Source organism: Nocardia terpenica, from assembly GCF_013186535.1.
Taxonomy (GTDB): domain Bacteria; phylum Actinomycetota; class Actinomycetes; order Mycobacteriales; family Mycobacteriaceae; genus Nocardia; species Nocardia terpenica.
On the sequence record NZ_JABMCZ010000005.1, the window covers coordinates 1,062,423 to 1,087,149 of the forward strand.

At 69.1% G+C, this 24,727-nt stretch carries 24 protein-coding genes; 14 read left to right on the forward strand and 10 right to left on the reverse strand.

Features of this window, described 5'->3' with window-relative positions; translation table 11 throughout:
• Positions 1 to 36: 36 nt before the first annotated feature.
• From HPY32_RS40600 to HPY32_RS40615, 4 genes are all read right to left on the reverse strand, one after another.
• Entirely contained in the window at positions 37 to 771 is a 735-nt protein-coding gene (locus tag HPY32_RS40600) for a DUF5642 family protein (protein ID WP_231951611.1), read from the reverse strand.
• A gap of 76 nt (positions 772 to 847) precedes the next feature.
• The gene (locus HPY32_RS40605; protein WP_067587245.1) at positions 848 to 1,507 is read right to left on the reverse strand and encodes an HAD family hydrolase; all 660 of its coding nucleotides are present in this window, start codon (positions 1,505 to 1,507) and stop codon (positions 848 to 850) included.
• Complete coding sequence (locus tag HPY32_RS40610) at positions 1,504 to 2,538, reverse strand: polyprenyl synthetase family protein (protein ID WP_082871305.1); 1,035 nt, start codon at positions 2,536 to 2,538, stop codon at positions 1,504 to 1,506. Before HPY32_RS40610 ends, HPY32_RS40605 begins: the two co-directional genes overlap by 4 nt.
• A 336-nt stretch (positions 2,539 to 2,874) precedes the next feature.
• On the reverse strand, positions 2,875 to 3,237 hold the full coding sequence (locus HPY32_RS40615) for a MerR family transcriptional regulator (protein WP_067587238.1): 363 nt from the start codon (positions 3,235 to 3,237) through the stop codon (positions 2,875 to 2,877).
• 99 nt (positions 3,238 to 3,336) lie between these two features.
• Here HPY32_RS40615 and HPY32_RS40620 point away from each other — a divergent pair, with 99 nt between their 5' ends.
• The 5 genes from HPY32_RS40620 to speD all read left to right on the forward strand — a co-directional run bounded on the left by HPY32_RS40620 (position 3,337) and on the right by speD (position 10,369).
• Positions 3,337 to 4,119, forward strand: coding sequence for an amidohydrolase family protein (locus HPY32_RS40620; protein WP_067595658.1), 783 nt, complete (start codon positions 3,337 to 3,339; stop codon positions 4,117 to 4,119).
• A 240-nt stretch (positions 4,120 to 4,359) separates the two neighbouring features.
• Complete coding sequence (locus HPY32_RS40625; protein WP_067587235.1) at positions 4,360 to 5,304, forward strand: proteasome assembly chaperone family protein; 945 nt, start codon at positions 4,360 to 4,362, stop codon at positions 5,302 to 5,304.
• A gap of 45 nt (positions 5,305 to 5,349) precedes the next feature.
• Entirely contained in the window at positions 5,350 to 7,857 is a 2,508-nt protein-coding gene (locus HPY32_RS40630; protein ID WP_067587232.1) for a DEAD/DEAH box helicase, read from the forward strand.
• 188 nt (positions 7,858 to 8,045) lie between these two features.
• A complete protein-coding gene (locus HPY32_RS40635) occupies positions 8,046 to 9,146 on the forward strand; it encodes a type III PLP-dependent enzyme (RefSeq protein ID WP_067587229.1) in 1,101 nt (366 codons plus the stop codon).
• 8 nt (positions 9,147 to 9,154) lie between these two features.
• The gene (gene speD, locus HPY32_RS40640; RefSeq protein WP_067587226.1) at positions 9,155 to 10,369 is read left to right on the forward strand and encodes an adenosylmethionine decarboxylase; all 1,215 of its coding nucleotides are present in this window, start codon (positions 9,155 to 9,157) and stop codon (positions 10,367 to 10,369) included.
• A 24-nt stretch (positions 10,370 to 10,393) separates the two neighbouring features.
• Here the strand turns inward: speD and HPY32_RS40645 are convergent, their stop codons facing one another.
• Positions 10,394 to 10,567, reverse strand: a complete 174-nt coding sequence (locus HPY32_RS40645) for a hypothetical protein (RefSeq protein WP_156674410.1) — start codon at positions 10,565 to 10,567, stop codon at positions 10,394 to 10,396.
• Positions 10,568 to 10,614: 47 nt separating this feature from the next.
• Here HPY32_RS40645 and HPY32_RS40650 point away from each other — a divergent pair, with 47 nt between their 5' ends.
• The 4 genes from HPY32_RS40650 to HPY32_RS40665 all read left to right on the forward strand — a co-directional run bounded on the left by HPY32_RS40650 (position 10,615) and on the right by HPY32_RS40665 (position 14,879).
• Positions 10,615 to 11,418, forward strand: coding sequence for an ABC transporter ATP-binding protein (locus HPY32_RS40650; protein ID WP_067587224.1), 804 nt, complete (start codon positions 10,615 to 10,617; stop codon positions 11,416 to 11,418).
• A complete protein-coding gene (locus tag HPY32_RS40655; protein ID WP_067587222.1) occupies positions 11,402 to 12,196 on the forward strand; it encodes an ABC transporter permease in 795 nt (264 codons plus the stop codon). The genes HPY32_RS40650 and HPY32_RS40655 overlap by 17 nt, the downstream gene beginning before the upstream one ends.
• Positions 12,193 to 13,215, forward strand: a complete 1,023-nt coding sequence (locus tag HPY32_RS40660; protein WP_067587219.1) for an ABC transporter substrate-binding protein — start codon at positions 12,193 to 12,195, stop codon at positions 13,213 to 13,215. Before HPY32_RS40655 ends, HPY32_RS40660 begins: the two co-directional genes overlap by 4 nt.
• 143 nt (positions 13,216 to 13,358) lie before the next feature.
• Entirely contained in the window at positions 13,359 to 14,879 is a 1,521-nt protein-coding gene (locus HPY32_RS40665) for a cytochrome P450 (protein WP_067587217.1), read from the forward strand.
• Between the two features lie 285 nt (positions 14,880 to 15,164).
• Here HPY32_RS40665 and HPY32_RS40670 read toward each other — a convergent pair whose 3' ends face one another.
• The 4 genes from HPY32_RS40670 to HPY32_RS40685 form a co-directional block, all read right to left on the reverse strand.
• On the reverse strand, positions 15,165 to 18,635 hold the full coding sequence (locus tag HPY32_RS40670) for an indolepyruvate ferredoxin oxidoreductase family protein (RefSeq protein WP_067595657.1): 3,471 nt from the start codon (positions 18,633 to 18,635) through the stop codon (positions 15,165 to 15,167).
• 212 nt (positions 18,636 to 18,847) lie between these two features.
• Positions 18,848 to 19,540, reverse strand: a complete 693-nt coding sequence (locus tag HPY32_RS40675) for a PhzF family phenazine biosynthesis protein (protein WP_067595655.1) — start codon at positions 19,538 to 19,540, stop codon at positions 18,848 to 18,850.
• 105 nt (positions 19,541 to 19,645) lie between these two features.
• A complete protein-coding gene (ahpD, locus tag HPY32_RS40680) occupies positions 19,646 to 20,185 on the reverse strand; it encodes an alkylhydroperoxidase, AhpD family (protein WP_067587214.1) in 540 nt (179 codons plus the stop codon).
• A 10-nt stretch (positions 20,186 to 20,195) separates the two neighbouring features.
• Positions 20,196 to 20,783, reverse strand: coding sequence for a peroxiredoxin (locus tag HPY32_RS40685; RefSeq protein WP_067587211.1), 588 nt, complete (start codon positions 20,781 to 20,783; stop codon positions 20,196 to 20,198).
• Between the two features lie 108 nt (positions 20,784 to 20,891).
• Between HPY32_RS40685 and HPY32_RS40690 the strand changes: the two genes are divergently transcribed.
• The 4 genes from HPY32_RS40690 to HPY32_RS40705 all read left to right on the forward strand — a co-directional run bounded on the left by HPY32_RS40690 (position 20,892) and on the right by HPY32_RS40705 (position 23,446).
• Positions 20,892 to 21,800: a hydrogen peroxide-inducible genes activator gene (locus HPY32_RS40690; RefSeq protein WP_067587208.1), complete on the forward strand. Its 909-nt coding sequence runs from the start codon at positions 20,892 to 20,894 to the stop codon at positions 21,798 to 21,800.
• Between the two features lie 31 nt (positions 21,801 to 21,831).
• Positions 21,832 to 22,677 carry an MBL fold metallo-hydrolase gene (locus tag HPY32_RS40695; RefSeq protein WP_231951610.1) on the forward strand — a complete coding sequence of 282 codons (846 nt, stop codon included), beginning with the start codon at positions 21,832 to 21,834 and terminating at the stop codon, positions 22,675 to 22,677.
• A 122-nt stretch (positions 22,678 to 22,799) separates the two neighbouring features.
• Positions 22,800 to 23,000 carry a hypothetical protein gene (locus HPY32_RS40700; protein ID WP_067587205.1) on the forward strand — a complete coding sequence of 67 codons (201 nt, stop codon included), beginning with the start codon at positions 22,800 to 22,802 and terminating at the stop codon, positions 22,998 to 23,000.
• A complete protein-coding gene (locus HPY32_RS40705) occupies positions 22,997 to 23,446 on the forward strand; it encodes a gamma-glutamylcyclotransferase family protein (protein WP_067587202.1) in 450 nt (149 codons plus the stop codon). Before HPY32_RS40700 ends, HPY32_RS40705 begins: the two co-directional genes overlap by 4 nt.
• Positions 23,447 to 23,453: 7 nt before the next feature.
• Here the strand turns inward: HPY32_RS40705 and HPY32_RS40710 are convergent, their stop codons facing one another.
• Entirely contained in the window at positions 23,454 to 24,074 is a 621-nt protein-coding gene (locus tag HPY32_RS40710; RefSeq protein ID WP_156674409.1) for a DUF5134 domain-containing protein, read from the reverse strand.
• Between the two features lie 141 nt (positions 24,075 to 24,215).
• On the opposite strand from HPY32_RS40710, the gene HPY32_RS40715 reads away from it, so the two are divergent.
• Positions 24,216 to 24,671, forward strand: a complete 456-nt coding sequence (locus HPY32_RS40715) for a GNAT family N-acetyltransferase (protein WP_067587196.1) — start codon at positions 24,216 to 24,218, stop codon at positions 24,669 to 24,671.
• Positions 24,672 to 24,727 lie beyond the last annotated feature (56 nt).

The window sequence follows — 24,727 nt, forward strand, 5'->3', positions numbered from 1 at the left end:
CACAGGCTGATACGATCGCCCGCTCGCGCGACGCCGTCAGCCCGCGCGCACGTCCTCCACCGCCGCGACGAACACCTGATCCAGCCCCGCCGGATCGGACGGCCCGTCGCCGTAGGACATGGCGGTGGCCTCGATCCGCACGTCTCCCACCTGCGCCAGCAGCGTACGCATCGACCGGGTCAGCCCCGGCCCGGTCGCCGGGCCGGTCACCGTGCGGTGCAGCGCGAACGTGTCGTCGGCACGCACCGGTGGCGCCGGATCGGGTTGGGTCAGCACGGTATCGGTGATCGGGCCGCGGCGCACGTGCACGGTGCCGCAGCCCCGCGCCTGCTGCCGCACCGTCGACAGCGGCGTGTCGACGCGGGTCAGCAGCACGGTGAGGGTGGTCCGCGTGGCGGCGTCGGTGCCGACCACCACGGCGGACGTGTCGGGCCCGGTCGGCCGCTGCGGCGGCGCGCAGTCGGCCGGATCCACGGTGGCGCCCGGCGGGATTCCGCTCAGGTCGCCCGCGATGTGCGCGGCCTGCTCGGCGGGCGGCACCACCGCCGCATAGGGCGACGGGAACTGATCCTGCTTCGGCAGCAGCGTCGCCAATGCCGTGCCGATGTGCCGGTTCTTCGGCGTCGACGGGTCGGCGGTGGGCCGGCCGGGCACGGTCGAGCCGCACGCGGTCAGCACGCAGCCCAGCGCCACGCAGCCGAGCGCACGGCGCCACCCGCCGCGGCGGGTGGGCAGCCGGTGCCGTCGGCCCGGTGGATCCGGCTCGTTCACGCTCTTCACTATGCCGAACCCGCCGCGTGCGGCACGCCGCGCCACGCCGGTACGGGCGTACCGGAATATGGGCGAGTCATACCCGCAGCGGATCGCGATCGAGCCGGTCGAGCAGGCCCACGAGCTCGGTGAGCTCCCCGATCCGCAGGGTGGGCTCGTCGCCCGCGCCCGGCGATTGCAGCAGGCTCCACGGCCCGCGGCGCACGAGCGCGGTGTGCAGGCCCATCGCGGCCGCGGGGCGCACGTCGTTGTCGAGTCGATCACCCACGTACAGAATCTCGCCCGGCTCGAACGGGGTGTGCTGCACCAGCCGCCGGAAGAACGCCGGATCGGGCTTCGCCACCCCCCACTGCTCCGAGGTGGCGACGAGATCGCACGGCAGGCGCAGCGATCGCAGGATGTCGCGGGTCTCGAGGGTCTGGTTGCCGGCGATGCCGGTCCACACGCCGCGGGCCCGCAGCGCGGTCAGCACCGGCCGCACATCGGGGTAGAGATCGTCCTCGGTGAAATACTCCAGCTCGTCCTCGACCGCGCGCCGGGCCCGCGCCGCGGCCGGGTCGATACCGGGAGCGACCAGCCGCAGCGCGTGGTACTCGTCGAACCCCCGGGCCAATGCCATCCCGACCGCGGCGGCGAAGGTGTGTGCCGGAACGCCCAGCCATTGGGCCCACCGGCGATATTCGCGTTCGGTATTGACCACGCATTCACCGATATCGAAGACGACGGCCCGGATCATCGGGCCACCTGGGGCAATTCGCTCAATGTCATATCAAGTCCCTTGCGGCGCACGGATTCGATCATCTCGTCGGCCCATTCGATGACACGTCGCGCCAGTTCCCGGTCGCCGCTGAACTCCTCGGCGCGATCGAGATGCCAACGGGCGCGGTCGAGATGATCGAGCGCGATGCGGAATGTCGCCTGCAGGCACGGTTCCCAATCCTCCAGGCTCAGCGCGCGTAACACCTGGACGCTGCGGCGGCCCGCCGGTTCGAAACGGACACCGGCGGATTCGGCGAGGATGGTGACCGGCAGGGTGAGATTGCCGAGATCGATATCGAATTCGGCCTCCTTCGACCGCCGCGGCCCGCTCGCCCCCAGCCACGCGCGCACGTCCTCGACGTCGTCGGCGAACTGGAAACCGAGGCCGAATTCGCGGACGGCCTCGCGCAGGTGGGTGAGGTCGACCGGCCAGCCCGGGCTGGACATGCAGCCGATCACCAGGCCGAGTTCCATTGCGGCGGAGGCCTTGCCGATGCTGATGCCGACGTGCGCGGCCCGATCCTTGACACGTCCGCGTTCGTTCACCTCGCGCAGCTGGGCCACGTTCACCCGCTGCCAGGTCTCCAGGAAGACGTTCGCCGCCTCGGCGGAATCGGCCTGCGCGATCGCCAAAGCCCTGGCGGCGACGAGGTTTCCGATCAGCAGCGCCCGCTCGCGGCCGACCGCCTTCCACAACGTGGGCAGGCCCCGGCGCACGGTGCCGCGGTCGAGGATGTCGTCGTGGATCAGCGTTGAGGTGTGCATCATTTCCAGTGCGGCACAACGCCGTATCAGCCGATCCGACAGCAGCCCCGCCGCCGTGGCGGCCAGGCGGGAGCGGATCAGCCTTCCGGCCGCGAGCGAGGGCGCATGGGCCTCCAATCCGTAGGGAACCAGCAGGAGCAGATATTCGTGTTCGAGTTCGGACGTGAGTAGCGAAGCGAATTCGGTGAGATCGACGCTTTCGGGTGCCAGTCGTCGCACCCGCGCGTCCCCAGCTGTCGACATCGGGGCTGCCTCGGCTCAGTGGGAGTTGGGGGTTAGAAAGAGACCACTTGTAACGGTACAGCACACGCTTGCACGTACAGATGCAAAATCCTTTTGTGACTGTCAAATCAGCCTGATTCAGACATTCCGTGCGCGATCATGGTCGGCGAGCGCGCGCCGCCGAGTCGATCAAACCGTGCCCGACCTGCGACGGAATCTCCAGTGCGACACGAAGACCCGCACAGTGCACAGTCCGACAATCGCGGGGACGTCGAACTGGACATCAGTTCTATATGGCGCAAACCAGATCAGGAAAAACCAGGCCCATTGACCAGGCTGGTCGGTCGTCCGGCCTGGTCACGGCCGCACACTCGCATTCTCGGCAACCGCAATAGTGTGCCGCAAGATCTGCCGCGCATCGGCCAACTCGGCCGCACGTCGATCGAGCCGATCCAGTTGCCCGCGTAGCGCTTCGAGCACCCCGGGACACGGGCGCAGCGATCCGTCGCCCAGCGCGCAGGGCAGCACCTGCCGGATCAGCCGCACCGGAAGTCCCGCGGCGAGCAGTGCCCGGATCTGCCGGACCGTCCGTTCGGCGGAGTCGTCGTAGTCGCGGTAGCCGTTGTCCCGCCGCCGCGACGACAGCAGTCCCGCCTGTTCGTAGTAGCGCAGCTGCCGCTCGCTGACACCGGTTCGCTCGGCCAACTGCCCGATCAGCATGCGGTGCCCCCGATCTTGACCTTGTCACAGTGACAACGTTCAACACTGCCGTGGCGGCCGTATTCCGCGGTCGCCGGGAGCAGTTCGAGGGAGATGTCGTTGATCATCGATGCACACAGCCACGTCCACGATCCGGTGGACCGTCATATCGCGCTGCTGGACGAGGCGGGCGTGGACCGCGCGGTGGTGTTCGCCACCCGGCCGCATCCGGAGCGCGCCACCGATCTGGCCTCGCTGCGCGCGCAGATGACCGCGCTGACCGCGGCGGTGGGCGGCGAGGTCGATCCGGAGTCGTATCGAATCGCCTGGCGGGAGCTCGATGTCGCGCTCGCGGCCCATCCGGATCGGTTCATCGGCTTCGGCACGGTCCGGCTGGATCTGCCGGGCGCGCGGATCGCGGACTACATCGATCGGGAGGTGGCCGGGCGCGGCCTGCGCGGAATCGGTGAGCTGACACCGCCACCCGGCCGGGCCGCGATCATCGAGCCGGTCCTGGCGGCGGCGGCCGATCACGGCGGACTGCCGGTGGTCGTGCACGGATTCGACCCCACTACCGCCGACGATCTGCGGACGCTGGCCGCGCTCGCCGACCGCTACCGCACGGTCCCGCTGGTGATCAGCCAACTGGGTGGGACCAATTGGCTCACCGCCATCGAACTGGTCCGCGACCACCCGTCCCTGTATCTCGAACTGTCCACGGCCAGCATCATTTTCGCGATCCGGCTGGCGATCGCCGAGATCCCCGATCGCGCCCTGTTCGGTTCCGACGCACCCTACGGTGATCCCGTCCTGGCCCGCGCCGCGGTCGAACGGGTGACCCGCGCGGGCGAGATCCGCGACCGCGTCCTCGGCGGAACCCTCGCCCAGCTGCTGGGCCGCTAGCGATGCGGCCGGGCGGGCGGCGGGTTTCGCCGAGAGCGAACGGCGCGGCGTGCGCGGTTCCCCGCGCCCGCGAACGGGAATGTCGATCGGGTAACCCGGTGTTGTTGTGCGGGTGCGGCCCACCCGGCTGGAACGGCCCGTCGGCGATATGAGAGACAATGGGGGTGGTCCGCGAGACCACCTCGGGCAGCGGCGGTTGCCCGCCGGACCGATGTGGTGGACCGAAGGAAGGAGTACGCGATGGACTACGAGTCGCGAATGTACGAGTTGGAGTTTCCCGCTCCCCAGCTCTCGTCCGCGGACGGTGCGGGTCCGGTGCTGGTGCACGGGCTGGAGGGTTTCACCGACGCCGGCCACGCGGTACGCCTGGCCACCACCCACCTGCGGGAGAGCCTCGAGGCCGAGCTGGTCGCCTCGTTCGATGTGGACGAGCTGCTCGACTACCGCTCCCGGCGACCGCTCATGACCTTCAAGACCGACCATTTCTCCGACTACGCCGACCCGGAGCTGAACCTGTGGGCCCTGCGTGACACCGCGGGGACGCCGTTCCTGCTGCTGGCCGGCCTGGAACCGGACCTGCGCTGGGAGAAGTTCATCACCGCGGTGCGACTACTCGCCGAGCAGCTGGGGGTCCGGCGCACCATCGGCCTGAGCGCGATCCCGATGGCGATTCCGCACACCCGCCCGCTGGGCGTCACCGCGCACGCCAGCGACCGCGACCTGATCGGCGAGCACCAGCGCTGGCCGGGTGAGCTGCAGGTGCCCGGCAGCGCGTCCTCGCTGCTGGAGTACCGCATGGCCCAGCACGGCCACGAGTCGATCGGCTTCTCCGTGCACGTGCCGCACTACCTCGCCCAGACCGCGTATCCCGAAGCGGCACAGACGCTTCTGGAGAACGTCGCCGAGAACGCCGGGCTGGATCTGCCGCTGGCGGCGCTGAGCGAATCCGCGGCCCGGGTGCGCGAGCAGGTCAACGAGCACATCGCCGGTAATGCCGAGGTGGAGACCGTGGTGCACGCGCTCGAGCGCCAGTACGACAGCTTCGTCACCGCGCAGGAGCGCCAGTCCAGCCTGCTGGCCGGCGAGGCCGACCTGCCCACCGGCGACGAACTCGGCGCCGAGTTCGAGCGCTTCCTCGCCGAGCAGTCCGGTTACGGCGACGACGGATTCGACGATCACCGGTAGTTCCGATGTGAGGAGTCCGGGCGGCAGCCGGTAAGGTCGAGCCACGTGCAGCTGTCCGAACTGATTCCCGACCGTGTCGTGCCCGATGTGGACGCGGACTGGTTGTACGAATCGTTCGCCGAATGGGCCGCCGGCCAGAACCTGACGCTGTACCCGGCGCAGGAGGAGGCGCTGCTCGAGCTGATGACCGGCGCCAACGTCATTCTCGCGACCCCGACCGGCTCCGGTAAATCCCTGGTGGCCCTGGGCGCGCACTTCGCCGCGCTCAATCGGGGGCAGCGCAGCTACTACACGGCTCCGATCAAGGCGCTGGTCAGCGAGAAGTTCTTCGCGCTGTGCGAGGTGTTCGGCGCGGAGCGGGTCGGCATGGTGACCGGCGACGCGGCGGTCAACCCGGACGCGCCGATCATCTGCGCGACCGCCGAGATCCTGGCGAATCTGGCGCTGCGCGAGGGTGCGGACGCCGATGTCGGCCAGGTCGTGATGGACGAGTTCCACTTCTACTCCGACCCCGACCGCGGCTGGGCCTGGCAGGTGCCGCTGCTGGAGCTGCCGAAGGCGCAGTTCCTGCTCATGTCGGCGACCCTCGGCGAGGTCGACTTCTTCCGCGGCGACCTCGAGCAGCGCACCGGCCGCCCCACCGCGATCGTTGCCGGTACCGAACGCCCGGTGCCGCTGCTGTTCTCCTATCGGCGCACCCCGATCACCGAAACCCTCGAGGAACTGGTCACCACCAACCAGTCCCCCGTCTACGTCGTGCATTTCACCCAGGCCGCCGCCCTCGAACGCGCGCAGGCGCTGACCAGCGTCAACTTCGCCAGCAAGGCCGAGAAGGACGCCATCGCCGAGGCCATCGGCGGCTTCCGCTTCTCCAGCGGTTTCGGCAAGACGCTGTCGCGGCTGATCCGACACGGCATCGGCGTGCACCACGCGGGCATGCTGCCCAAGTACCGTCGCCTCGTGGAACGCCTCGCGCAGGAGGGCCTGCTGAAGGTGGTGTGCGGCACCGACACCCTCGGCGTCGGCATCAACGTGCCCATCCGCACGGTGCTGCTGACCGGGCTCACCAAGTTCGACGGCGTGCGCACCCGGCGGCTCAAGGCCCGCGAATTCCATCAGATCGCCGGGCGGGCGGGCCGCGCCGGTTACGACACCATGGGCACGGTCGTGGTGCAGGCCCCCGAGCACGAGGTCGAGAACGCGCGCCTGCTCGCGAAGGCGGGCGACGATCCGAAAAAGCAGCGCAAGGTGCAGCGCCGCAAGCCGCCGGAGGGCTTCGTGTCCTGGTCCGAGGACACCTTCGACCGGCTGGTCGCCGCCGCACCGGAGCCGATGGTGTCGCGCTTCCGGGTGACCAATGCCCTGCTGCTCAATGTGATCGCGCGCCGCGGCAACTGCTTCGACGCCATGCGCCACCTGCTCGAGGACAACCACGAGCCCCGGCCCGCACAGCGCAAGCACATCCTGAAGGCGATCCGCCTGTATCGCGCGCTGCGCGACGCCGGTGTGGTGCAGCAGCTCGACGAACCCGACGAGTTCGGCCGCCGCGCCCGGCTCACCGTCGACCTGCAGCGCGACTTCGCGCTCGACCAACCCCTATCGCCGTTCGCGCTCGCCGCGCTCGATCTACTTGACAGCGACGCGCCGACCTACACACTTGATGTGGTGTCGATCATCGAGTCCACGCTGGAGGACCCCCGCCAGTTGCTGCTCGCCCAGCAGCACCGGGCGCGCGGCGCCGCCATCGCGGAGATGAAGGCCGACGGCATCGACTACGACGAGCGCATGGAGCTGCTCGAGGACATCACCTGGCCCAAACCACTGGCCGAGCTCATCGAACCGGCCTTCGAGACCTATCGCGCCGGGCACCCCTGGGTGTCGGAGTTCAGCCCCTCCCCCAAGGCCGTGGTGCGCGAAATGATCGAGCGCTCACTGACTTTCGCCGAACTGATCAGCCAGTACGAGCTGGCCCGCTCCGAGGGCATGGTGCTGCGCTACCTCGCCGACGCCTATCGCGCGCTGCGCCGCACGGTCCCCGAATCGGCCCGCACCGAGGAGCTCGAGGACCTCACCGAGTGGCTGGGTGAGCTTGTGCGCCAAGTGGATTCGAGCCTGCTCGACGAGTGGGAGCAGCTCACCAATCCGGGCGCGGAGACCGATGCCGACCAGTTGGCGTTCGGCGCGGAGACGGTGCGCCCGATCTCCGCCAACGAGCGCGCCTTCCGAGTCATGGTGCGCAACGCCGTATTCCGGCGCGTGGAGCTGGCCGCGCTGCACCGCTGGGACGCCCTCGGCGAGCTCGGCGACGGCCCCGACTGGGAGACCGAGCTGGCCCCCTACTTCGCCGAGTACGACGCGATCGGCACCGGCCCGAACGCGCGCGGCCCGCGCCTGTTCCAGCTCCGGCAGGGGCCCGAATTCTGGCGCGTGCGCCAGGTACTCGACGATCCCGCGGGCGACCACGGCTGGTCCGTCGACGCCGTGGTCGACCTCGCCGAATCCGACGCCGCCGGCGAAGTGGTGTTCGATGAGATCGCGGTGACGGCGGGATGAACGCCGCCCGTCACGACGTAACCGTCGTCAAAATTCTGCGTCGAAAACCCGGTAGACGCGCCTGCGCGTGATCAAGACGACGTCAACCGGTTCGTTTCACACGGCTTCCCGCTGATACCCTCGCGCTCGGCTTGCAGCGGGAGGCTGCCCGGAAGAAAGAGAGTCCCCTTAGATTGTTCGGTTCCAACGTGCCCGAGTCGCCCTGCCTCGTCATCGACCTGCAACGGGTGCGCGACAACTACCGCGCACTCCGATCCGCCCTACCCACAGCGCGAATTCGATTCGCGGTCAAGGCTTCTCCGGTGCCGGAGATCATCCGGCTGCTCGCCGACGAGGGTGCGGAATTCGATGTCGCCAGCATCGGCGAGATCGAGCAGTGCCTGAGCCTGGGCGTCGACCCGGCTGTCATGTGCTACGGCAATCCGATCAAGAAGGCCACCCAGATCGCCACCGCCCACACGGCGGGCGTGCGCCGGTACGCCTTCGACACCGAGGACGATCTGGAGCGCATCGCGATCCACGCCCCGGGCGCGGAGGTCGAGTGCCGGTTCCTGGCCTCGGCGCCGCAGTCGCAGACGCCCTTCGGCACCAAATTCGGTTGCGCGCCCGGCGAGGCGGTGCGGCTGATGGTGCGGGCGCGCGATCTCGGGCTGCGGGTGGTCGGGCCCTATTTCCATGTGGGCTCACAGCAACTCGATCCGGCCGCCTGGCGGATCGGTATCGAACAGGCCGGTGCCATCGCGGAAGCGCTGGCCGTCAAGGACATTCCGGTCAGCTCCGTGAATATCGGTGGGGGACTGCCGATTTCGTACGCCGACCCGGCGCCGGAGCTGGCCGAACTGGGTGCCGTCATCGCCGCCGCCGCGGCCCGGCACCTCCCGGAGCACGCCGATCTGGTGGTGGAACCCGGCCGCGCCCTGGTGGGCAGCGCCGGGGTGATCCACGCCGAGGTCGTGAACGTGCGCATGGCGCCGGACGGGCGGCGCTGGGTATACCTCGATGTCGGCCGCTACAACGGCATGGCCGAGACCGAGAACGAGTACATCGCCTACCGGATCGAAACCTTACGAGACGGTGACACCAGGGACGAGGCGGTGATAGCCGGTCCGACCTGCGATGGAGACGATGTACTCTATCAACGCACGCGGGTCCTCCTACCGACCACGTTGCGAGCCGGTGATCCCGTTCGGATCCTCGATACCGGCGCCTATACGGCGAGCTATTCGTCGGTGTCCTTCAACGGTTTTCCGCCTTTGACAGTCCATGTCATCGGCGCTGAGCGAGAGTGAGTTTGCCCATGACGGCAGAATTCACCGGCTGGCATGTGCTGGCCGAGTTCGGTGGTGTCGACGCAGCCCTCTGCAACGACCTCGAACGACTCGAAACCGCACTTCGAAAATCGTTGGTCGCCGCGGGGGTGACCATCTGCGATGTCGTGCGCAAACAGTTCGAGCCGCAGGGGGTCACGGTACTTGCCCTGCTGTCGGAGTCGCATGCCTCGATTCACACCTACCCCGAGTCCGGTGACATCTTCGTCGACGTATTCACTTGCGGCAGTATCGGTTCCGGCGCCACCAAGGCGGTAGAGCTACTGCAGCAAGAACTTTCGCCGACGGCAGTGAACATGGAAGTGGTCCAGCGCGGCCACACCGCCCGCCGGATCCACGAGCCGGTCGGCAACGGGCTGACCCGGATCTGGGATCTGTCCGAGGTCATCGTCGACACCCGAACTCCGTTCCAGCACATGGTGATCGCGCGGACCGAGCAGGGTGTGTCGCTGTTCTCCGACGACGATCGCCAGTCCACGGAGTTCTCCCAGCTGACCTATCACGAGGCCATGCTGGTCCCGGCGTACGCGCTGGCCGAGCGGCTGGACCGGGTGCTGATCATCGGCTCGGGCGAGGGCGTGGCGAGCCAGATGTCGGTGGCGGCGGGCGCCTCGCACGTCGACCACGTCGACATCGATCAGCTCGAGGTGGAGCTGTGCGCCAAGCATCTGCCCTACGGCTACACCGAGGCCGATCTGGCCGCGGCGGTCGCCCACGAGGGCCCGATCAAGATGCACTACGCCGACGGCTGGGACTTCCTGTCCCGGGCGCAGGAGCAGGGCGTGCGCTACGACGTCATCTGTATCGACCTGCCCGACGAGCGGGTCGAGGACGCCCAGCACAACCGCCTCTACGAGGAGGAATTCCTCACCCGCTGCAAGTCGCTGCTCTCCGACGGCGGCGTGCTGGCGGCCCAGGCGGGCTGTGCGACCATGTGGCGCAACGAAACCCTGAAGCGCTCCTGGCAGCGCTTCGGCGAGCTGTTCGACACGGTCGTCCCCTACGGCTCCGACGAGCACGAGTGGACGTTCCTGTTCGGCGTCGCCAAGCCGATCGCCGACCCGGTCGAGGCGATGACGTCGCGGCTGTCCCGGCTGCCCTACCGCGCCGAGACCGTCGACGAGCGCGCCCTGGTGCGCGGCGCCATCGAGCCCTACGCGCTGCGGGTGGCCGTCCCCGTCTGACACCGTGGCACAGGGGAATACCGATCAGGCCCGTCCGGACACCGTGTCCGGACGGGCTTTTCGCTGCGCCGCCTCTTCCGGGTCGTCCATCGGCGGCGGATACGGGATGCCGACCATCGACGCGCCGAGGTCGGCCAGGGCCGCGAGGGTCGTGTCGGCCAGGGCGGCGAGCTGTCGTCTCGTCGGGAATCCGGGCATGCACTCTCTCCTGACATACTAAGTATGTACGTATATAGTACATTGCCGTGGCAGACAGCAACCCCGCCGAGGTGCGGCTGACGGACGTGACCGTGTCGTATCCGGCCGCCGCCGGGGAACATGTGGCGGTATCCGGGCTGGACCTCGCGGTGGGCCGGGGCCGATTCGTGTCGATCGTGGGCCCGACCGGGTGCGGCAAGTCGACCGTGCTCAATCTCGTGGCGGGCCTGCTGCGGCCCTCGAGCGGCACGGTGCTGGTCGACGGGCAGCCGCTGGCGGGCCGTAATCACCGGGCGGGCTACCTGTTTCAGCAGGACACCCTGCTGCCCTGGCAGAGCGTGCTGGACAATGTGGCGCTCGGGCTGCGCATCCGCGGCGTCGGCAAGGACGAGCGGACCGCCCGCGCGCGCGAATGGCTCGCCCGGGTGGGCCTGTCGGGGTTCGAGGACGCCTATCCGTATCAGCTGTCCGGCGGCATGCGCCGGCGGGCCGCCATCGCCCGGACCTGGATCGTGGACCCGGAGATCCTGCTCATGGACGAGCCGTTCGGCGCGCTCGACGTCCACACCCGGCAGCTGATGGAGACCGAGCTGCTGGGGCTGTGGACCGGCAGCGGCAAGACCGTGCTGTTCGTGACCCACGATCTCGACGAGGCCATCGCCCTGTCCGACGAGGTGGTGCTGCTGTCGTCCGGGCCGGGCAGCCGGATCGTCGGCAGCTATCCGATCGACCTGCCGCGCCCGCGCGAGCTGCTCGACATTCGCACCCGGCCCGACTTCCTGCGCATGCACCGCTCCATCTGGTCGGATCTGCGCGACGAGGTGGTGAAAACCTATGCGGCGGGGCGGTGAGCGCGTCGTGCTGGGCGCGGCCCGGATCCTGGTGGGCGTGCTCGTCGTCGCCGGATGGGAGCTGGGGGCGCGCTGCGGCGCGCTCGACGTGTTCTTCTTCTCCCGGCCCAGCGATATCGCGGTCCGGCTCGGCGCCTGGTTCGGTTCGGGGTCGATCTGGGGCCATCTGCGGGTCACGCTGACCGAGGCGGCGCTGGCCCTGCTCCTGGGCGGCGCGGCGGGCATGGTCGCCGGATTCCTGCTGGCCCGTGCGCGATTCGCCGCCGCCGTGCTCGATCCCTATCTGAAGATGTGCAATGCGCTGCCGCGGGTGGTGCTGGCGCCGATCTTTCTGCTGTGGTTCGGGCTGGGCATCTGGTCGAAGGTCGCGCTGGGGGTGAGCCTGGTGTTGTTCATCGTCTTCTTCAACACCTATCGCGGTGTGCGCGAGGTCGATCCGGTGCTCGTGGACAGCGTCCGCATGCTGGGCGCGAGCGATGCCCGGCTGCTGCGGCACGTGCTGCTGCCCTCGGCGCTCACCTGGATCTTCTCCAGCCTGCACATCAGCATCGGTTTCGCGCTGGTGGGCGCCGTCGTCGGCGAGTACCTGGGCGCCTCGCGCGGGATCGGCTATCTGATCTCGCAGGCGGAGGGCACCTTCGACACCACCGGCGTGTTCACCGGGATCACCGTGCTGTGCGCGGTGGTGCTGCTCGTCGACCTCGCCGTCGCGCGCGCCGAACGCCGCCTGCTGCGGTGGCAACCCCCTCGAGTCACGACAAGCACGGGAGAACGATGAGAGCGAAGATCGCCGCACTGCTGGCGCTGGCACTGGTGGCCCTGGTCGGCTGCGCGCAGAAATCCGGTGGCGGCCACCACATTACGATCGGCGTCGGCGGCCAGTCGCTGCCGGTGTACCTCCCGCTGACCCTGGCCCAGCGGCTCGGCTTCTTCGACCGGGCGGGCGTCGACGTCCGCATCGAGGACATGCAGGGCGGGTCCAAGGCCCTGCAGGCGCTGCAGGGTGGCAGCGTCGACGTCGTTGCCGGGTACTACGACCACACCATTCAGATGCAGGCCAAGAACCGCGCGGTGACCTCGTTCGTGACGATGCTGGACCGGCCCGAGTTGGTGCTCGCGGTATCCCCGGCCGCGCACCGGCCGATCGCCTCGGTCGCCGATCTGCGCGGCGCGAATGTCGGTGTCACCGCGCCGGGTTCGTCGAGCCACTTCTTCCTGCAATACCTGCTCGCCCGGAGCGGCACACCCGCGGACGCGGTGTCGGTGCAGGCCATCGGCGGGGCCGCCACCGCCGTCGCGGCGATGGAGAACGGCCGCGTCGACGCCGCGGCCATGGTCGACCCGGCCTTCTCGCTGCTGCAGCAGCGCGCCGGGGCCGACCGGGTGCGGGTCCTCACCGACACCCGCACCGCCGACGGCGTGCGGCAGACCTTCGGCGTCTCCGATTACCCTGCGGCCGTGCTGTATTCGACCCCGCGATGGCTGGGCGGCAACGACCGCAATGCCCGCGCGCTCGCCGCCGCGATCGTGCGCACCCTGCGGTGGATCGACCAGCACACCGCCGAGCAGATCGCCGCCGCGATGCCCGCCGAGTACGCCCAGGACAACCGCGCCGTCTACATCGACACGATCGCCAAGATGAAGGACGGATTCTCGCGCGACGGCCGGATGCCCGCCGAGGGCGCGGAGGCGGTACGCAAGGTGCTCGCCCAATCCGATCCCGAGGTGGCCAAGGCCGATATCGACCTGTCCCGCACCTACTCCGACGAGTACCTGCCGACGGACGGCCCGGCGTGAATCGCGTTCACTCGATTCTCGACTAGCCCCCTCGGCGGCGCGCGTACCACCAGCTGAAGGCGCGTCCCCTCCGTTCAGGCCCCTTGGCCATATCGGTGCACATATGTACACTGGCCGCAATCGGGGTCGACAAGGGAGCGGCTATGGCAGCGATCGCGGATCGGGCGGATTCGGCACCCGCCCTCAGGCTTCACCCGGCACGCTGGTTACCGGCGTTCATCCGCTGGCACGACACCGACGTGTCGTGGTGGGAGTCGTGGAAACTCGCGGTGAAAACCCTGCCGAGGGTGCGCGATCACACCATCGTCGAGTACGCGACCCGGCTGCCGGGGCAGGACGACGTGATCGTGGCGCGGGTGCCGTTCCTGAAGTTCGTGGTGGTGCGCAGCCCGGAGCTGGCCCGGCACGTGCTGGTCGGCAATCAGAACAACTACGCCAAGAGCGCCGAGTACGACATGCTCGCCGTCGCATTCGGGCGCGGGCTGGTGACGGATCTGGACGATCGCCGGTGGATGCGCAATAGACGACTCGTGCAGCCGGTGTTCGGCAAGCGCAATGTGGACCGGTTCGCCGGGCCGATGACCGAGGCGGCCAGCGAGGCCGCCGACCGCATCCTCGCCATGCACCGCACCGGCGATCCCGTCGACATCAATGCCGAAATGAACCGTCTCACACTGGATATCATCGCCCGCACCATGTTCGGCACCGACCTGTCCGGCCCGATGTCGCAGGTGCGGCTGGCGAATCTGCTGCGGTTCTTCGGGATCGGGTTCATGACCAACCTGAGCCGCCCGATCCGCGCCATGTCCACGTGGGTGCTGCGGCACGGGCCGCATCCCGAATCGGCCGACAACCCACGGCTTCCCATGCGGGTCATGCGCGCCGCGGGCTGGCTCACCGCGCCCCGGTCCATGCGGGACCTGCGCCATGTCGAAAACGTGATCGACCGGCTCATCGCCGATCACCGCACCGGCCGCATCACCCGCAAGGACAATCTGCTCGCCCTGCTGATGGACGCCCGCGACCCCGAAACCGGCTACGCCTACACCGATCTGGAGATCCGCGACGAGCTGATGACCTTCATCGGCGCCGGAATGGAAACCACCGCAACGGCTCTCGCCTGGACGTGGCATCTGCTCGGCAGGCATCCGGAGGTGCGCGCCCGGTTACAGGAGGAACTGGACACCGTCCTGGCCGGACGGCTGCCGACCGCCGAGGACGTCGACCGGCTGGTCTACACCAAAGCCGTTGTGTCCGAGACGATGCGGGTCTACCCGCCGATCATCGGCCTGGCCCGGGTGGCGACCGGCGACGACGTGCTCGGCGGCTACCCGATCAGCGCGGGCACCACCGTCGCGATCATCCTGCACGGCCTGCACCACAACAGCCGGATCTGGGACCGGCCCGACGAATTCGATCCGACCCGCTACCTGCCCGACCGGCTGGAGCCGAAGCAGAAATCCGCCTCCATCCCGTTCGGCGCGGGCAAACGCATGTGCATCGCCTACGGATTCGCCACCATGGAGGCCGTACTGGTGCTGGCCACCATCGCCCAGCGCCTCGAGCTGCATCCCGCCGACGCCCGTCCGATCCGGCCGCAGATCTCCTTCACCGGCGGCCCCGACGGGCCGATGCCGATGAATCCGGTGCGGCGAACGGCCTAGGGATCCCGGCCAAAAGCATGCCGGGAAAAAATTGGTACCGCACGCCGGGAAAATATTGGTACCGCACGCCGGGAAAATATTCGTACCGCACGCCGGGAAAATATTCGTACCGCACGCCGGGAAAATATTCGTACCGCACGCCGGGAAAATATTCGTACCGCACGCCGGGAAAAATTGGTACTGCACACCAGGAAAATATTGGTACTGCACGCCGGGGACAAATTGGTGCCGCACGGCGGGAACGGGCGGTGCGACCCCTCATCGTGGCCTCGCACCGCCCGAACCTCACGGCAGCTGCGGCGGCTCGATTCCCAGTTCCCGCAGGCGGTCCCGGTAGATCTCGACGTTGGCGAGCTTGACGTCCTCGTAGCCGCGGACGACGTCGGCCAGGCCCGCGGCCTGTACCGCGCGGTCGTAGTCGCGTTCCAGGGTGGCGGCCAGGTCGGTCACCATGGCGGCGTAGTGGGCGAGCAGGGCGCGTTCCACCTTGCGCACGTGCATGTAGCCGAACGGGTCGAACCTGGTGCCGCGCAGGCGCTTTCCCTTCGCGAGCACCTTCAGCGCGATGTGGCTGCGCGGCCCGAAGCCGACCTTCTTGCTGCGGCCCATGGCCCGCAGGATGGGCGGGTGCAGCCGGTAGGTGAGGTTGGCGCCGTCGGGCACCTGCGCGGCGACCTCGCCGAGGAAGGCCGGGTCCACCAGGCGGCGGGCCACCTCGTACTCGTCCTTGTACGCGGTGAACTTGTACAGCCCGCGCGCCACCTGCTCGCTGAACTCGGTGCGGTCGGTGACCCGTCGCTCGGCCGCCCAGATCCGCGCCACGGTCCGCACGTAGTCGCGGGCCACCCGCCCGCCCTGGAAACCGACGAGTTCGCGGCCGCGCAGCTCGACGAGCCTGCGGGTCTCACCGGTGGCGGTCAGCCCGTCGAAAAGGTCTGCGGGGACCCGGATCTCGGTCTTGCGCGGCTGTGGCCGGGTGGTGGCGGCGGCGAAGTCGTCGGGCCGCGCCACCGCGGCCCGCCCCCACCGGAACGCCGCGATATTGGCCGCCACCGCGACGCCGTTGATCTCGATGGCCTCCTCGATCGCCGCGGCGGGCAGCCGCAGCCCGCCCAGCTGGTAGGCCGCGCCCACGAGCAGGAAGTTGGCGGCGGTGGTGTTGCCGAACAGGATCTCGGCGGCGGCCAGCGCGTCGAACGAGCGCACGGTGCGCGAGACCCGGTCCAGCCGCGCCAGCAGCTCGCCGGTCTGCGGGTAGCTCACCGACTTGTCGTAGACCATGTCGCCGGTCGGGGTCACGCTGGTGGAGGCCACCGACAGCGTGGTCGCCTTCGAGCCGTAGGCCAGATTCTTGTTGTCGGTGGCGGCGAGCAGGTCGAAGGCCACGATGCAGTCCGCGCTGGCCGGGGTGAGCCGGTTGGACGGCTCCAGCCGCTCCGCCGCGAACCGCAGGTGCGAGACCACCGGCCCGGCCTTCTGGCTCAGCCCGATCTGGTCCAGGCTCGCCACGTCGTATCCCGCACGCAGGGCCGCGGTCGCCAGCACCTGGTTCACGGTGACGATGCCGGTGCCGCCGATGCCCGCGAGGAAGACGTTCTGCGTGGATGTCGGTGCGGCGACGTCGATCTCGGGCAGCGTCGGCGGCTCGGGCCGCTCCTGTTTGCGCCGCTTCGCCTGCCCCGGATCGGGCACCTCGACGGTCACGAACGACGGGCAGTCACCATCCAGGCAGCTGTAGTCGGTATTGCACGAGGTCTGGTCGATGCGGGTCTTGCGCCCGAATTCGGTCTCCACCGGTTGCACCGACAGGCAGTTGCTCTTCACGCCGCAGTCGCCGCAGCCCTCGCACACCGCCTCGTTGATGACCACGCGGGTGCGCCGCGCCGGGAGAGTGCCGCGCTTGCGCTGGCGGCGCGCGTCGGCGGCGCAGTGCTGGTCGTAGATCAGCACGGTGACGCCGGGGATCTCGCGCAGCGTGCGCTGCGCCTCGTCGAGCCGATCCCGGTGCCACAGCAGCGTTCCCGCCGGGAAATCACGGCGGCGGTACTTCTTCGGCTCGTCGGCGCAGACGATGATCTGCTTGACACCCTCGACGGTCAGCTTGTGCGCCAGCCGCGGCACCGCGAGCGCGCCCTCGGCGTCTTGGGCGCCGGTCATCGCGACCACGTCGTTGTAGAGCACCTTGTAGGTGATGTTCACCCCGGCCGCGATGCACGCCTGCACGGCCAGCTGCCCGGAGTGGAAATACGTTCCGTCGCCGAGGTTCTGGAACAGGTGCGGCACATCGGTGAACGGCGCCATGCCGATCCACTGCGCGCCCTCGCCGCCCATCTGGGTCAGGCCGAGCACCTTACTGTCCTCGCGGTTGGAGAGAGTGACCATGGTGTGGCAGCCGATGCCGCCACCGGCCAGCGAGCCCTCCGGCACCGCGGTGGACCGGTTGTGCGGGCAGCCGCTGCAGAAGTAGGCGGCGCGCTTGGCGGGCAGCACCGACAGCGACAGCGGCTGCGGCAGTGGACGTTTCATCTCGAGGTGGCCGTCGAGGGCGCGGCGCAGCGGCTTGACGATCCGGCCCGAGGTGAGCTCGCCGTCGTGGTCGAACAGCGGCCGCCCCGCCCCATCACGCTTTCCGAGGATCTGCGGCGCGTCCGGTGTGCCGTACAGGATCTCGCGGATCTGGGTCTCGATGAACGCGGTCTTGTCCTCGACCACGATCACCCGCTCCACCCCCGCCGCGAAACGCCGAACCTGGTCGGGCGCAACGGGAAACGGCATGCCGATGCGCAGCAGCCGGACCCCGGCGCGATACAGCGCGTCGTCGTCGACGCCGAGATCGATCAGCGCCTGCCGCACGGCGTCGAATGTGGTTCCGGTGGCGGCGATCCCGATGCTCGCCCGGGCCGGATTCACCTCGATGACATCGAGCTCGTTGAGCGTGCTGTAGGCCTTGACCATCTCCCAGCGCGGCCCGTACAGGTCGGCCTCGGCGATCACGCTGTCGGCCGGGGCCGCCATCGGCCGCTGCACATAGGTGAACGGCCGTCCCTCCCACTGGATCTCGGGGACGACAATGTCGATGTCGCCGACCGTGCCGTCCACCGTCCACGCGCCGTCGGCCACATCGGCCACGATCTTCAACGCCACCAGACACCCCGACGCCCGCGACAGCGCCACCCCGTGCAGGCCCATCGTGATGATCTCGCGGGCATTGCGCGGGAACAGCACCGGAATGTTCAGCGCGGCCAGCGACCGCTCCGACACCGCGGGCACGGTGGAGGACTTCGACGCCGGATCGTCACCGACCAGCAGCAGCACACCGCCGGTCGGGTTGGCGCCGTACATGTTCGCGTGCCGCAACGCATCGGTCGACCGATCCAGGCCCGGCCCCTTGCCGTACCAGACCCCTACCACACCGTCGTGGGTCGCCGCACCCTGCGGCAGCTCGCCCTGACTGCCCCACACCGACGTCGCGGCCAGCTCCTCGTTCAAACCCGGGACGAAGTGAATGTCGTGCTCGGACAACACCCCCGGCATACCCGCCAGCATCCGATCCACCCCGCCCAGCGGCGAACCCTGGTAGCCGGACACGAACGTCCCCACCCGCCGACCCGCACGCAGGTCACGCACATGCTGCTCGACCAACTGCCGAGCAATGGCCTGCACACCGGTCAGGACAACGGTGCCCGCGCCGACCCGATAGCGGTCGGCGAGGTCGTACGGTGCTGGGATCAACCCGCGATCGGCGAGTTCGGTCATCAGTTCCACCCGTCCCGGTCGGCACCGATCGGGCGCCTCCCTTGTTGAGCATTCGACGCCGTCATCCTGTCTCTGCCGCGCTAGATGAACAACTGTTGTCCACAAAATTGAGCAGAGTGCGCAATCTCACTAGATCGGAATGGGCACCGGCTATGCAGGGTGTGGGGTGTGCTGTGACCCCTGACACTCCCCCTGGGAAGACGAGACGAGAGTTACAGCACGACCGGATGATCGGGAACCACGCGGCCGCCGAGGCGGACCCAGCCGTCGGAATCCCATTCGGTGAACAGCTGCGAACCCTGCCCCTGGGTGATGACCAGGCTGCGGCGCAGGCGGGCGGTGAGCGCGACGGCGGCGGCGCCGGTGGCCTCGTCCTCGGGAACGCCCATGGCGGGGGCGAACATTCGCGAGCGCACCGCGCCGCGGTTGTGATCGATCCAGGCCCAGACGTAATGCTTGCCGGTGTCGAAGTCGGCGGGCGCGAGGGTGGCGAGAAGTTCGGGGTCGTCGAATTCGTGGAAGGTGAACTCGGGTGTCCACGCGGCGCGGGCCTGCACCCAGGTCATGCCGTCCACCGGGGTGACCGACACCGGACCGGCCGGGACCTCGAGCACCCGCACGGGCGTGCCCCGCTCGGCCAGCCACCAGGCCGTGCCGACGGTGGGATGCCCGGCGAAGGGCAGCTCGACGGTGGGGGTGTAGATGCGCATCCGGGCGGAGTCGGCGGCCGGGTCCTCGACCACGACCGTCTCGCTGTAACCGAGCCGCGCGGCCAGGGCCTGATGGTCGATATCGGCCACGTCACCGGCGCGGGCGATGCCGAGCGGGTTGCCGAACCGGCCCGCGGGATCGGTGAAGACCCGCACCACCTCGACCTGCGTGCCGCCCTCCTGCGAAGTGCTCATGTGGGCCGAGCCTACCGTCGTGATCATCGCCCAGCCAGACACGCCGAGCGCGAAAAAAATGCCCCGCCCCCGAACATACAGGGGCAGGGCATTTTTCGTGATGCGTTACACGTTCGCCGCGGCGAGGGCCTCGGTCGACTGCACCGCCTGGCCGACACCGGCGACGATGGCGGCCACGCGCAGGGCCTCGAAGATCACCTCGCGCGAGACACCGCCCTCGCGCAGGGTGTGCTCGTGCGCCTCCAGGCAGTGCTGGCAGCCGTTGATCGACGAGACCGCGAACGACCACAGCTCGAAATCGACCTTGTCCACGCCCGGATTGCCGATGATCTGCATGCGCAGCCCGGCCCGCAGATCGTCGTAGCGGCCGCCGAGAAACGCCCTGCCCCGGTAGAACACGTTGTTCATGCCCATGATCGAGGCGGCGCCGAGGGCGGCGTTGTACGCCTCGGCCGACAGCGTGTCGGCGGCCTCCTCGGCGATCTCGCGCAGCGTGCTCGCCGAGCGCGTGGCGGCCGCGGTGGCCAGCAGGGTGCCCCACAGCTGCTGTTCGGACAGCACCGTGGAACGCGCGATGGACGACAGGTTGAGCTTGAGGTCCTTGGCGTACTCGGGCAGCGAATTCTTGAGGTTCTCCACGCTCACGACGAACTCCTCAGACGCTGGCCGTCATGAGCTCACCCGCGTTGATCGTCGGGTCACCCTTCTTCCAGTTGCACGCGCACAGCTCGTCGGACTGCAGCGCATCCAGCACGCGCAGCACCTCGTCCACGTTGCGGCCCACCGAACCGGCGGTGACCGACACGAACTGGATCTCGTTGTTCGGGTCGATGATGAAGGTGGCACGGTCGGCGACGCCGTCGCTGTTCAGCACACCGGCCGCGGCGGACAGCTCCCGCTTGAGGTCGGACAGCATGGGGAACGGCAGGGTCTTCAGATCCTCGTGCTGCGCGCGCCACTGGAAGTGCACGAACTCGTTGTCGACCGAGGCGCCGAGCACCTGCGCGTCGCGGTCGGCGAACTCCTCGTTCAGCTTGCCGAACGCCGCGATCTCGGTCGGGCACACGAAGGTGAAGTCCTTGGGCCAGAAGAACACGATCCGCCACTTGCCGGCGTAGTCGTCGCTGCTGACCTGGGTGAAGTAGTCGTCGGGCTGCTGGGCGTTCACCTGCGACAGGTCGCCGCCGATCACCGCGGTGAGGTTGTAGGCGGGGAACTGGTCGCCGATGGTCAGCAGGGCCATGCTTTCTCCTTCTTCGTTGTCGGGATTGCCGTGCGAAGTTCTTCGCCTGCGATCTTGCCCAGGCGATAGCCAAAGGTAAAGGTGATCAGTCGCACTATACTAATAGGCGTGACTGATCAGACTTATCAGCCCACCCTGTCACAGCTGCGTGCGTTCGTGGCAATCGCGGAGTACCGCCACTTCGGCACGGCCGCAGCACGTCTCGGCGTGAGCCAACCCACGTTATCGCAGGCGCTGGCATCGCTGGAAAACGGGCTGGGGCTGCAGCTGATCGAGCGCAGCACGCGCCGGGTGCTGGTCACCGCCGCGGGCAAACGGCTGCTGCCCCAGGCGATGGCGACGCTGGAGGCCGCCGACCGCTTCGTGGCCACCGCGGCGGGCGACGGGCTGGGCGGCACGCTGCGGCTGGGCATCATCCCGACGGTCGCACCCTACGTGCTGCCCACCCTGCTGCCCGAGTTGCGGCGGCAACTGCCCGCGCTGGTGCCGCACGTCGTGGAGGACCAGACCGCGCGGCTGCTCGACGGCCTGCGCACCGGCGTGCTGGACGTCGCGCTGCTGGCGCTGCCGACCGAGGCCACCGGCCTGCTGGAGATCCCGCTCTATAGCGAGGAATTCGTCCTGGTGACCCCGCGCGACCACGAGCTGGCCGGGCGCGACGACCTGTCCCCCGCGGCGCTGAACCGGCTGCCGCTGCTGCTGCTCGACGAGGGACACTGCCTGCGCGATCAGACCCTGGATCTGTGCCGCGCCCAGGAGATCACGCCCGGACCGGTGGGCGACACCCGCGCCGCGTCGCTGACCACCGCGGTGCAGTGCGTGGCGGGCGGGCTGGGCGTGACGCTCATCCCGCGGATGGCGGTGGCGTCCGAAACCGCCCGGGGCACACTGGATATCGCACACTTCGCCAGCCCCGCCCCGGGCCGCACCCTGGGCCTGGTGTTCCGCGGCTCGACCGCGCGCACCGAGGATTACGAACAGCTCGCGGACATCATTCGGTCCCAGCGCCCGATGTGATTCCCGGCCGAAAGCATGCCGGGATGACGGAGTGGGCGCGCTGCAATTGACCGGCGCGGACGCGTCTGCGACGCTCGGGGCCGTGCGGATTCATCATCTCAATTGCGGCAGCATGGGAATGGGCATGGTCGATCACTGCCTGCTCGTCGAGACCAGGACGAGCCTGGTGCTCGTCGATACCGGGTTCGGCCTCGACTGCGTGCGCAATCCGGGACGGATGGTGGGTCCGAACCGCTTCTTCCTCGGCGTGCGGCCGGTCGAGCACGAGACGGCCTACCGCCAGATCCAGGCGCTGGGTTACGACCCGGCCGATGTCGGCCACATCCTGCTCACCCATCTCGATCTCGATCATGCCGGGGGGCTGGCCGACTTTCCGGACGCGGTCGTGCACGTGCACGGGCCGGAGTTCCGGGCGGCGACGGCGGGCCGCACCCTGTCCGAGCGGCTGCGCTACCGGGCCGTGCAGTGGGCGCACGGGCCGAAGTGGATGGTCAACGAAATCGACGGCGGCGAGGACTGGTTCGGCTTCCGCGCGGTGCGCGACCTGCCGGGCCTGCCGCCGGAGATCCTGGTGATTCCGCTCCCGGGGCATACCCGCGGGCATGCGGGCGTGGCGGTGGACACCGGTAACGGCTGGCTGCTGCACGCCGGGGACGCTTTCTATCTGAGCAGCGAGATCGACCCGGCCGGGCCGCGGACGCCGCCGCTGTGGCGCGTATACGAGGCGGGCGCGATCGTCGGACCGGCGTATCGGGAGAACCGGCGGCGCCTGGTGGAACTGAACCGAATGCACGGCGGCGAGATGACGATCTTCTGCTCGCACGACCCGGAGGCGTTCGCGCGCCTGTCGGGCGCGAGCGCGCCGCCGGTGCGATAGGCCGCGGTCGAAACCGCTTGCGCGACAACCGGGCTAGGTTGTCGCGGCAATCGACACGCAGCGTGAGCGGTGTCACGCTTGACAATACGGGTTTTGCCGGAATGCTGCGGCACAGTGGATATATGACACGTAATGCACGCGAACTCGATTCCCTTCTGACCGTGGCGCGTCCCGATCGGCTGGTGCGGATCGCGGATGCGCTCGAGACCCTGCGCGCCGACCGGGCCGTCTCGGCACCAACCGCCGAAGCCGTGGGCGGCATGCGTTTTCGGGCGGCCTACCGGGTGCTGCCCGACGGCAGAGTGCAGCGGGGATTCGCGTGACCGACGGCGCGACCCCCGGCGGCAGGCTCGCCGCGGTCACCGATTCCCTGTTCGTCTACGGCACCTTGCAGTTCGGTCCCGTGCTCGACGAATTGCTCGGGCGCGTACCCGACTTCGAGGTCGCGGTCGCCCGCGACTGGCGGGTGGCGGTCCTGCCCCGGCGACTGTATCCGGGCCTGGTGCCGCAACCGGGCCGCCTGGCAGGCGGTCTCGTCCTCGGCGGTCTCACCGCGGCCGAGTGGGACGTCATCGACGCCTTCGAGGACGACGAGTACGAACTGCATCCGATCCGGCTGATCGGGCGCGACGACCCGGTGCCCGCGTACGTGTGGACGGCCGAGGTCACCCGCAACGACTGGATCGCCGAGACCTTCGCCACCGACCACCTGGAGCGCTATGTCGCCCGCTGCGCGCGCTGGCGCCGCGGCGAGGGCGAGCCGGTCTAGCCGCCCGCTACATCGTGGCCGCGATCAGCATGTAGGCCATGCCCAGGTCCATCACCAGATGCGGCACGGCCGCGATCGGGCCGGTGACGCCCGCGGGATGCGGAATGGTGTGTCGCAGAATCGCTTTGGTGCCCGGCGTGAGCATCAGGACCGCGTCGAGGGCGAACAGCGCGGCCAGCGCGAGCAGCACCCGGTGCGCGAGACCGGCGTGACCGGGCATGGCATCCGACATTGCGCCGGACATGGTGTAGGTCATCGCGGCGGCGGCCACCAGGTGGTAGCCCAGCGCCGCGGCGCGGCCCGCCGATTCGGCGCGACTTCCCCTGCGCCACCGCAGCATTCGCGCCGCGAGCAGGGCGGCGAACACCACCGTCAGCGCGGTGAGCACGCCCCGCACGGCTTCGGGCGCGGCGGCCGGGAAGAGCAGCATGGTCAGCATCACCAGGCACATCAGCAGATGCGCGGCGTCGGATTCGTGATCGACGGCGGGTGCGGAAACTCGTTGCCCCCCGGCATTGTCCGACACCGGGAGGGTGATCGACCGGGCCGCCACGATCAGCGCGGTACCCACGAACGCCGCCGCCACGATCCACCGCAGCGCGGCGTACTGCATCGCGAAAGCACCCACACCCCACCACCTTCCTCGAGCGGCGAGCCCGGCCTCTCCATGCTCGCACCCGCCCACGGGTAAGGCCACCCTTTGCCAGGCTTTTCCGGCCCGTTACCCGGCGTAACAAAACGCCCGGTTCGGGCGCGCTACCGTGCCGACATGCGAATCGTGGTGGACGAGTTGACCGGACCCGAGGTGATCGCGCTGCTCGGCGAGCACCTGGGCGACATGTACGCGACCTCTCCCGCGGAGAGCGTGCATGCCCTGGACCTGACCGCACTGCGCAAACCGGAGATCACGTTCTGGTCGATCTGGGAGGCCGATGCCCTCGCAGGCTGCGGCGCCCTCGAGGAGCTGAACCCCGCCCACGGCGAGATCAAGTCCATGCGCACCGCGGCCACCTTCCGCCGCCGCGGCATCGCCACCCTCATGCTCAACCACATCATCACCGAGTCCCGCACCCGCGCCTACCACCACCTGAGCCTGGAAACCGGCGCCCAGCCCTACTTCGCCCCCGCCCGCCACCTCTACAAACGCCACGGCTTCCGGCCGTGCCCACCCTTCGCCGACTACACCCCCGACCCGAACAGCATCTTCATAACCCTGCGGCTATAGCCCCGCCGCGCCGCCCCAGACCCCGGCGCACACACCACCTGATCCCGGCACGCAAA

Excerpts from the sequence above, each read along its gene's own strand:
- HPY32_RS40660 (WP_067587219.1), top strand. The coding sequence starts at position 12,193 with ATGAGAGCGAAGATCGCCGCACTGCTGGCGCTGGCACTGGTGGCCCTG.
- HPY32_RS40700 (WP_067587205.1), top strand. The coding sequence starts at position 22,800 with ATGACACGTAATGCACGCGAACTCGATTCCCTTCTGACCGTGGCGCGT.
- HPY32_RS40655 (WP_067587222.1), top strand. The coding sequence starts at position 11,402 with ATGCGGCGGGGCGGTGAGCGCGTCGTGCTGGGCGCGGCCCGGATCCTG.
- HPY32_RS40645 (WP_156674410.1), bottom strand. The coding sequence starts at position 10,567 with ATGCCCGGATTCCCGACGAGACGACAGCTCGCCGCCCTGGCCGACACG.
- speD (WP_067587226.1), top strand. The coding sequence starts at position 9,155 with ATGACGGCAGAATTCACCGGCTGGCATGTGCTGGCCGAGTTCGGTGGT.
- HPY32_RS40715 (WP_067587196.1), top strand. The coding sequence starts at position 24,216 with ATGCGAATCGTGGTGGACGAGTTGACCGGACCCGAGGTGATCGCGCTG.
- HPY32_RS40610 (WP_082871305.1), bottom strand. The coding sequence starts at position 2,538 with ATGTCGACAGCTGGGGACGCGCGGGTGCGACGACTGGCACCCGAAAGC.
- HPY32_RS40675 (WP_067595655.1), bottom strand. The coding sequence starts at position 19,540 with ATGAGCACTTCGCAGGAGGGCGGCACGCAGGTCGAGGTGGTGCGGGTC.
- HPY32_RS40670 (WP_067595657.1), bottom strand. The coding sequence starts at position 18,635 with ATGACCGAACTCGCCGATCGCGGGTTGATCCCAGCACCGTACGACCTC.
- HPY32_RS40625 (WP_067587235.1), top strand. The coding sequence starts at position 4,360 with ATGGACTACGAGTCGCGAATGTACGAGTTGGAGTTTCCCGCTCCCCAG.
- HPY32_RS40615 (WP_067587238.1), bottom strand. The coding sequence starts at position 3,237 with ATGCTGATCGGGCAGTTGGCCGAGCGAACCGGTGTCAGCGAGCGGCAG.
- HPY32_RS40665 (WP_067587217.1), top strand. The coding sequence starts at position 13,359 with ATGGCAGCGATCGCGGATCGGGCGGATTCGGCACCCGCCCTCAGGCTT.
- HPY32_RS40685 (WP_067587211.1), bottom strand. The coding sequence starts at position 20,783 with ATGGCCCTGCTGACCATCGGCGACCAGTTCCCCGCCTACAACCTCACC.
- HPY32_RS40605 (WP_067587245.1), bottom strand. The coding sequence starts at position 1,507 with ATGATCCGGGCCGTCGTCTTCGATATCGGTGAATGCGTGGTCAATACC.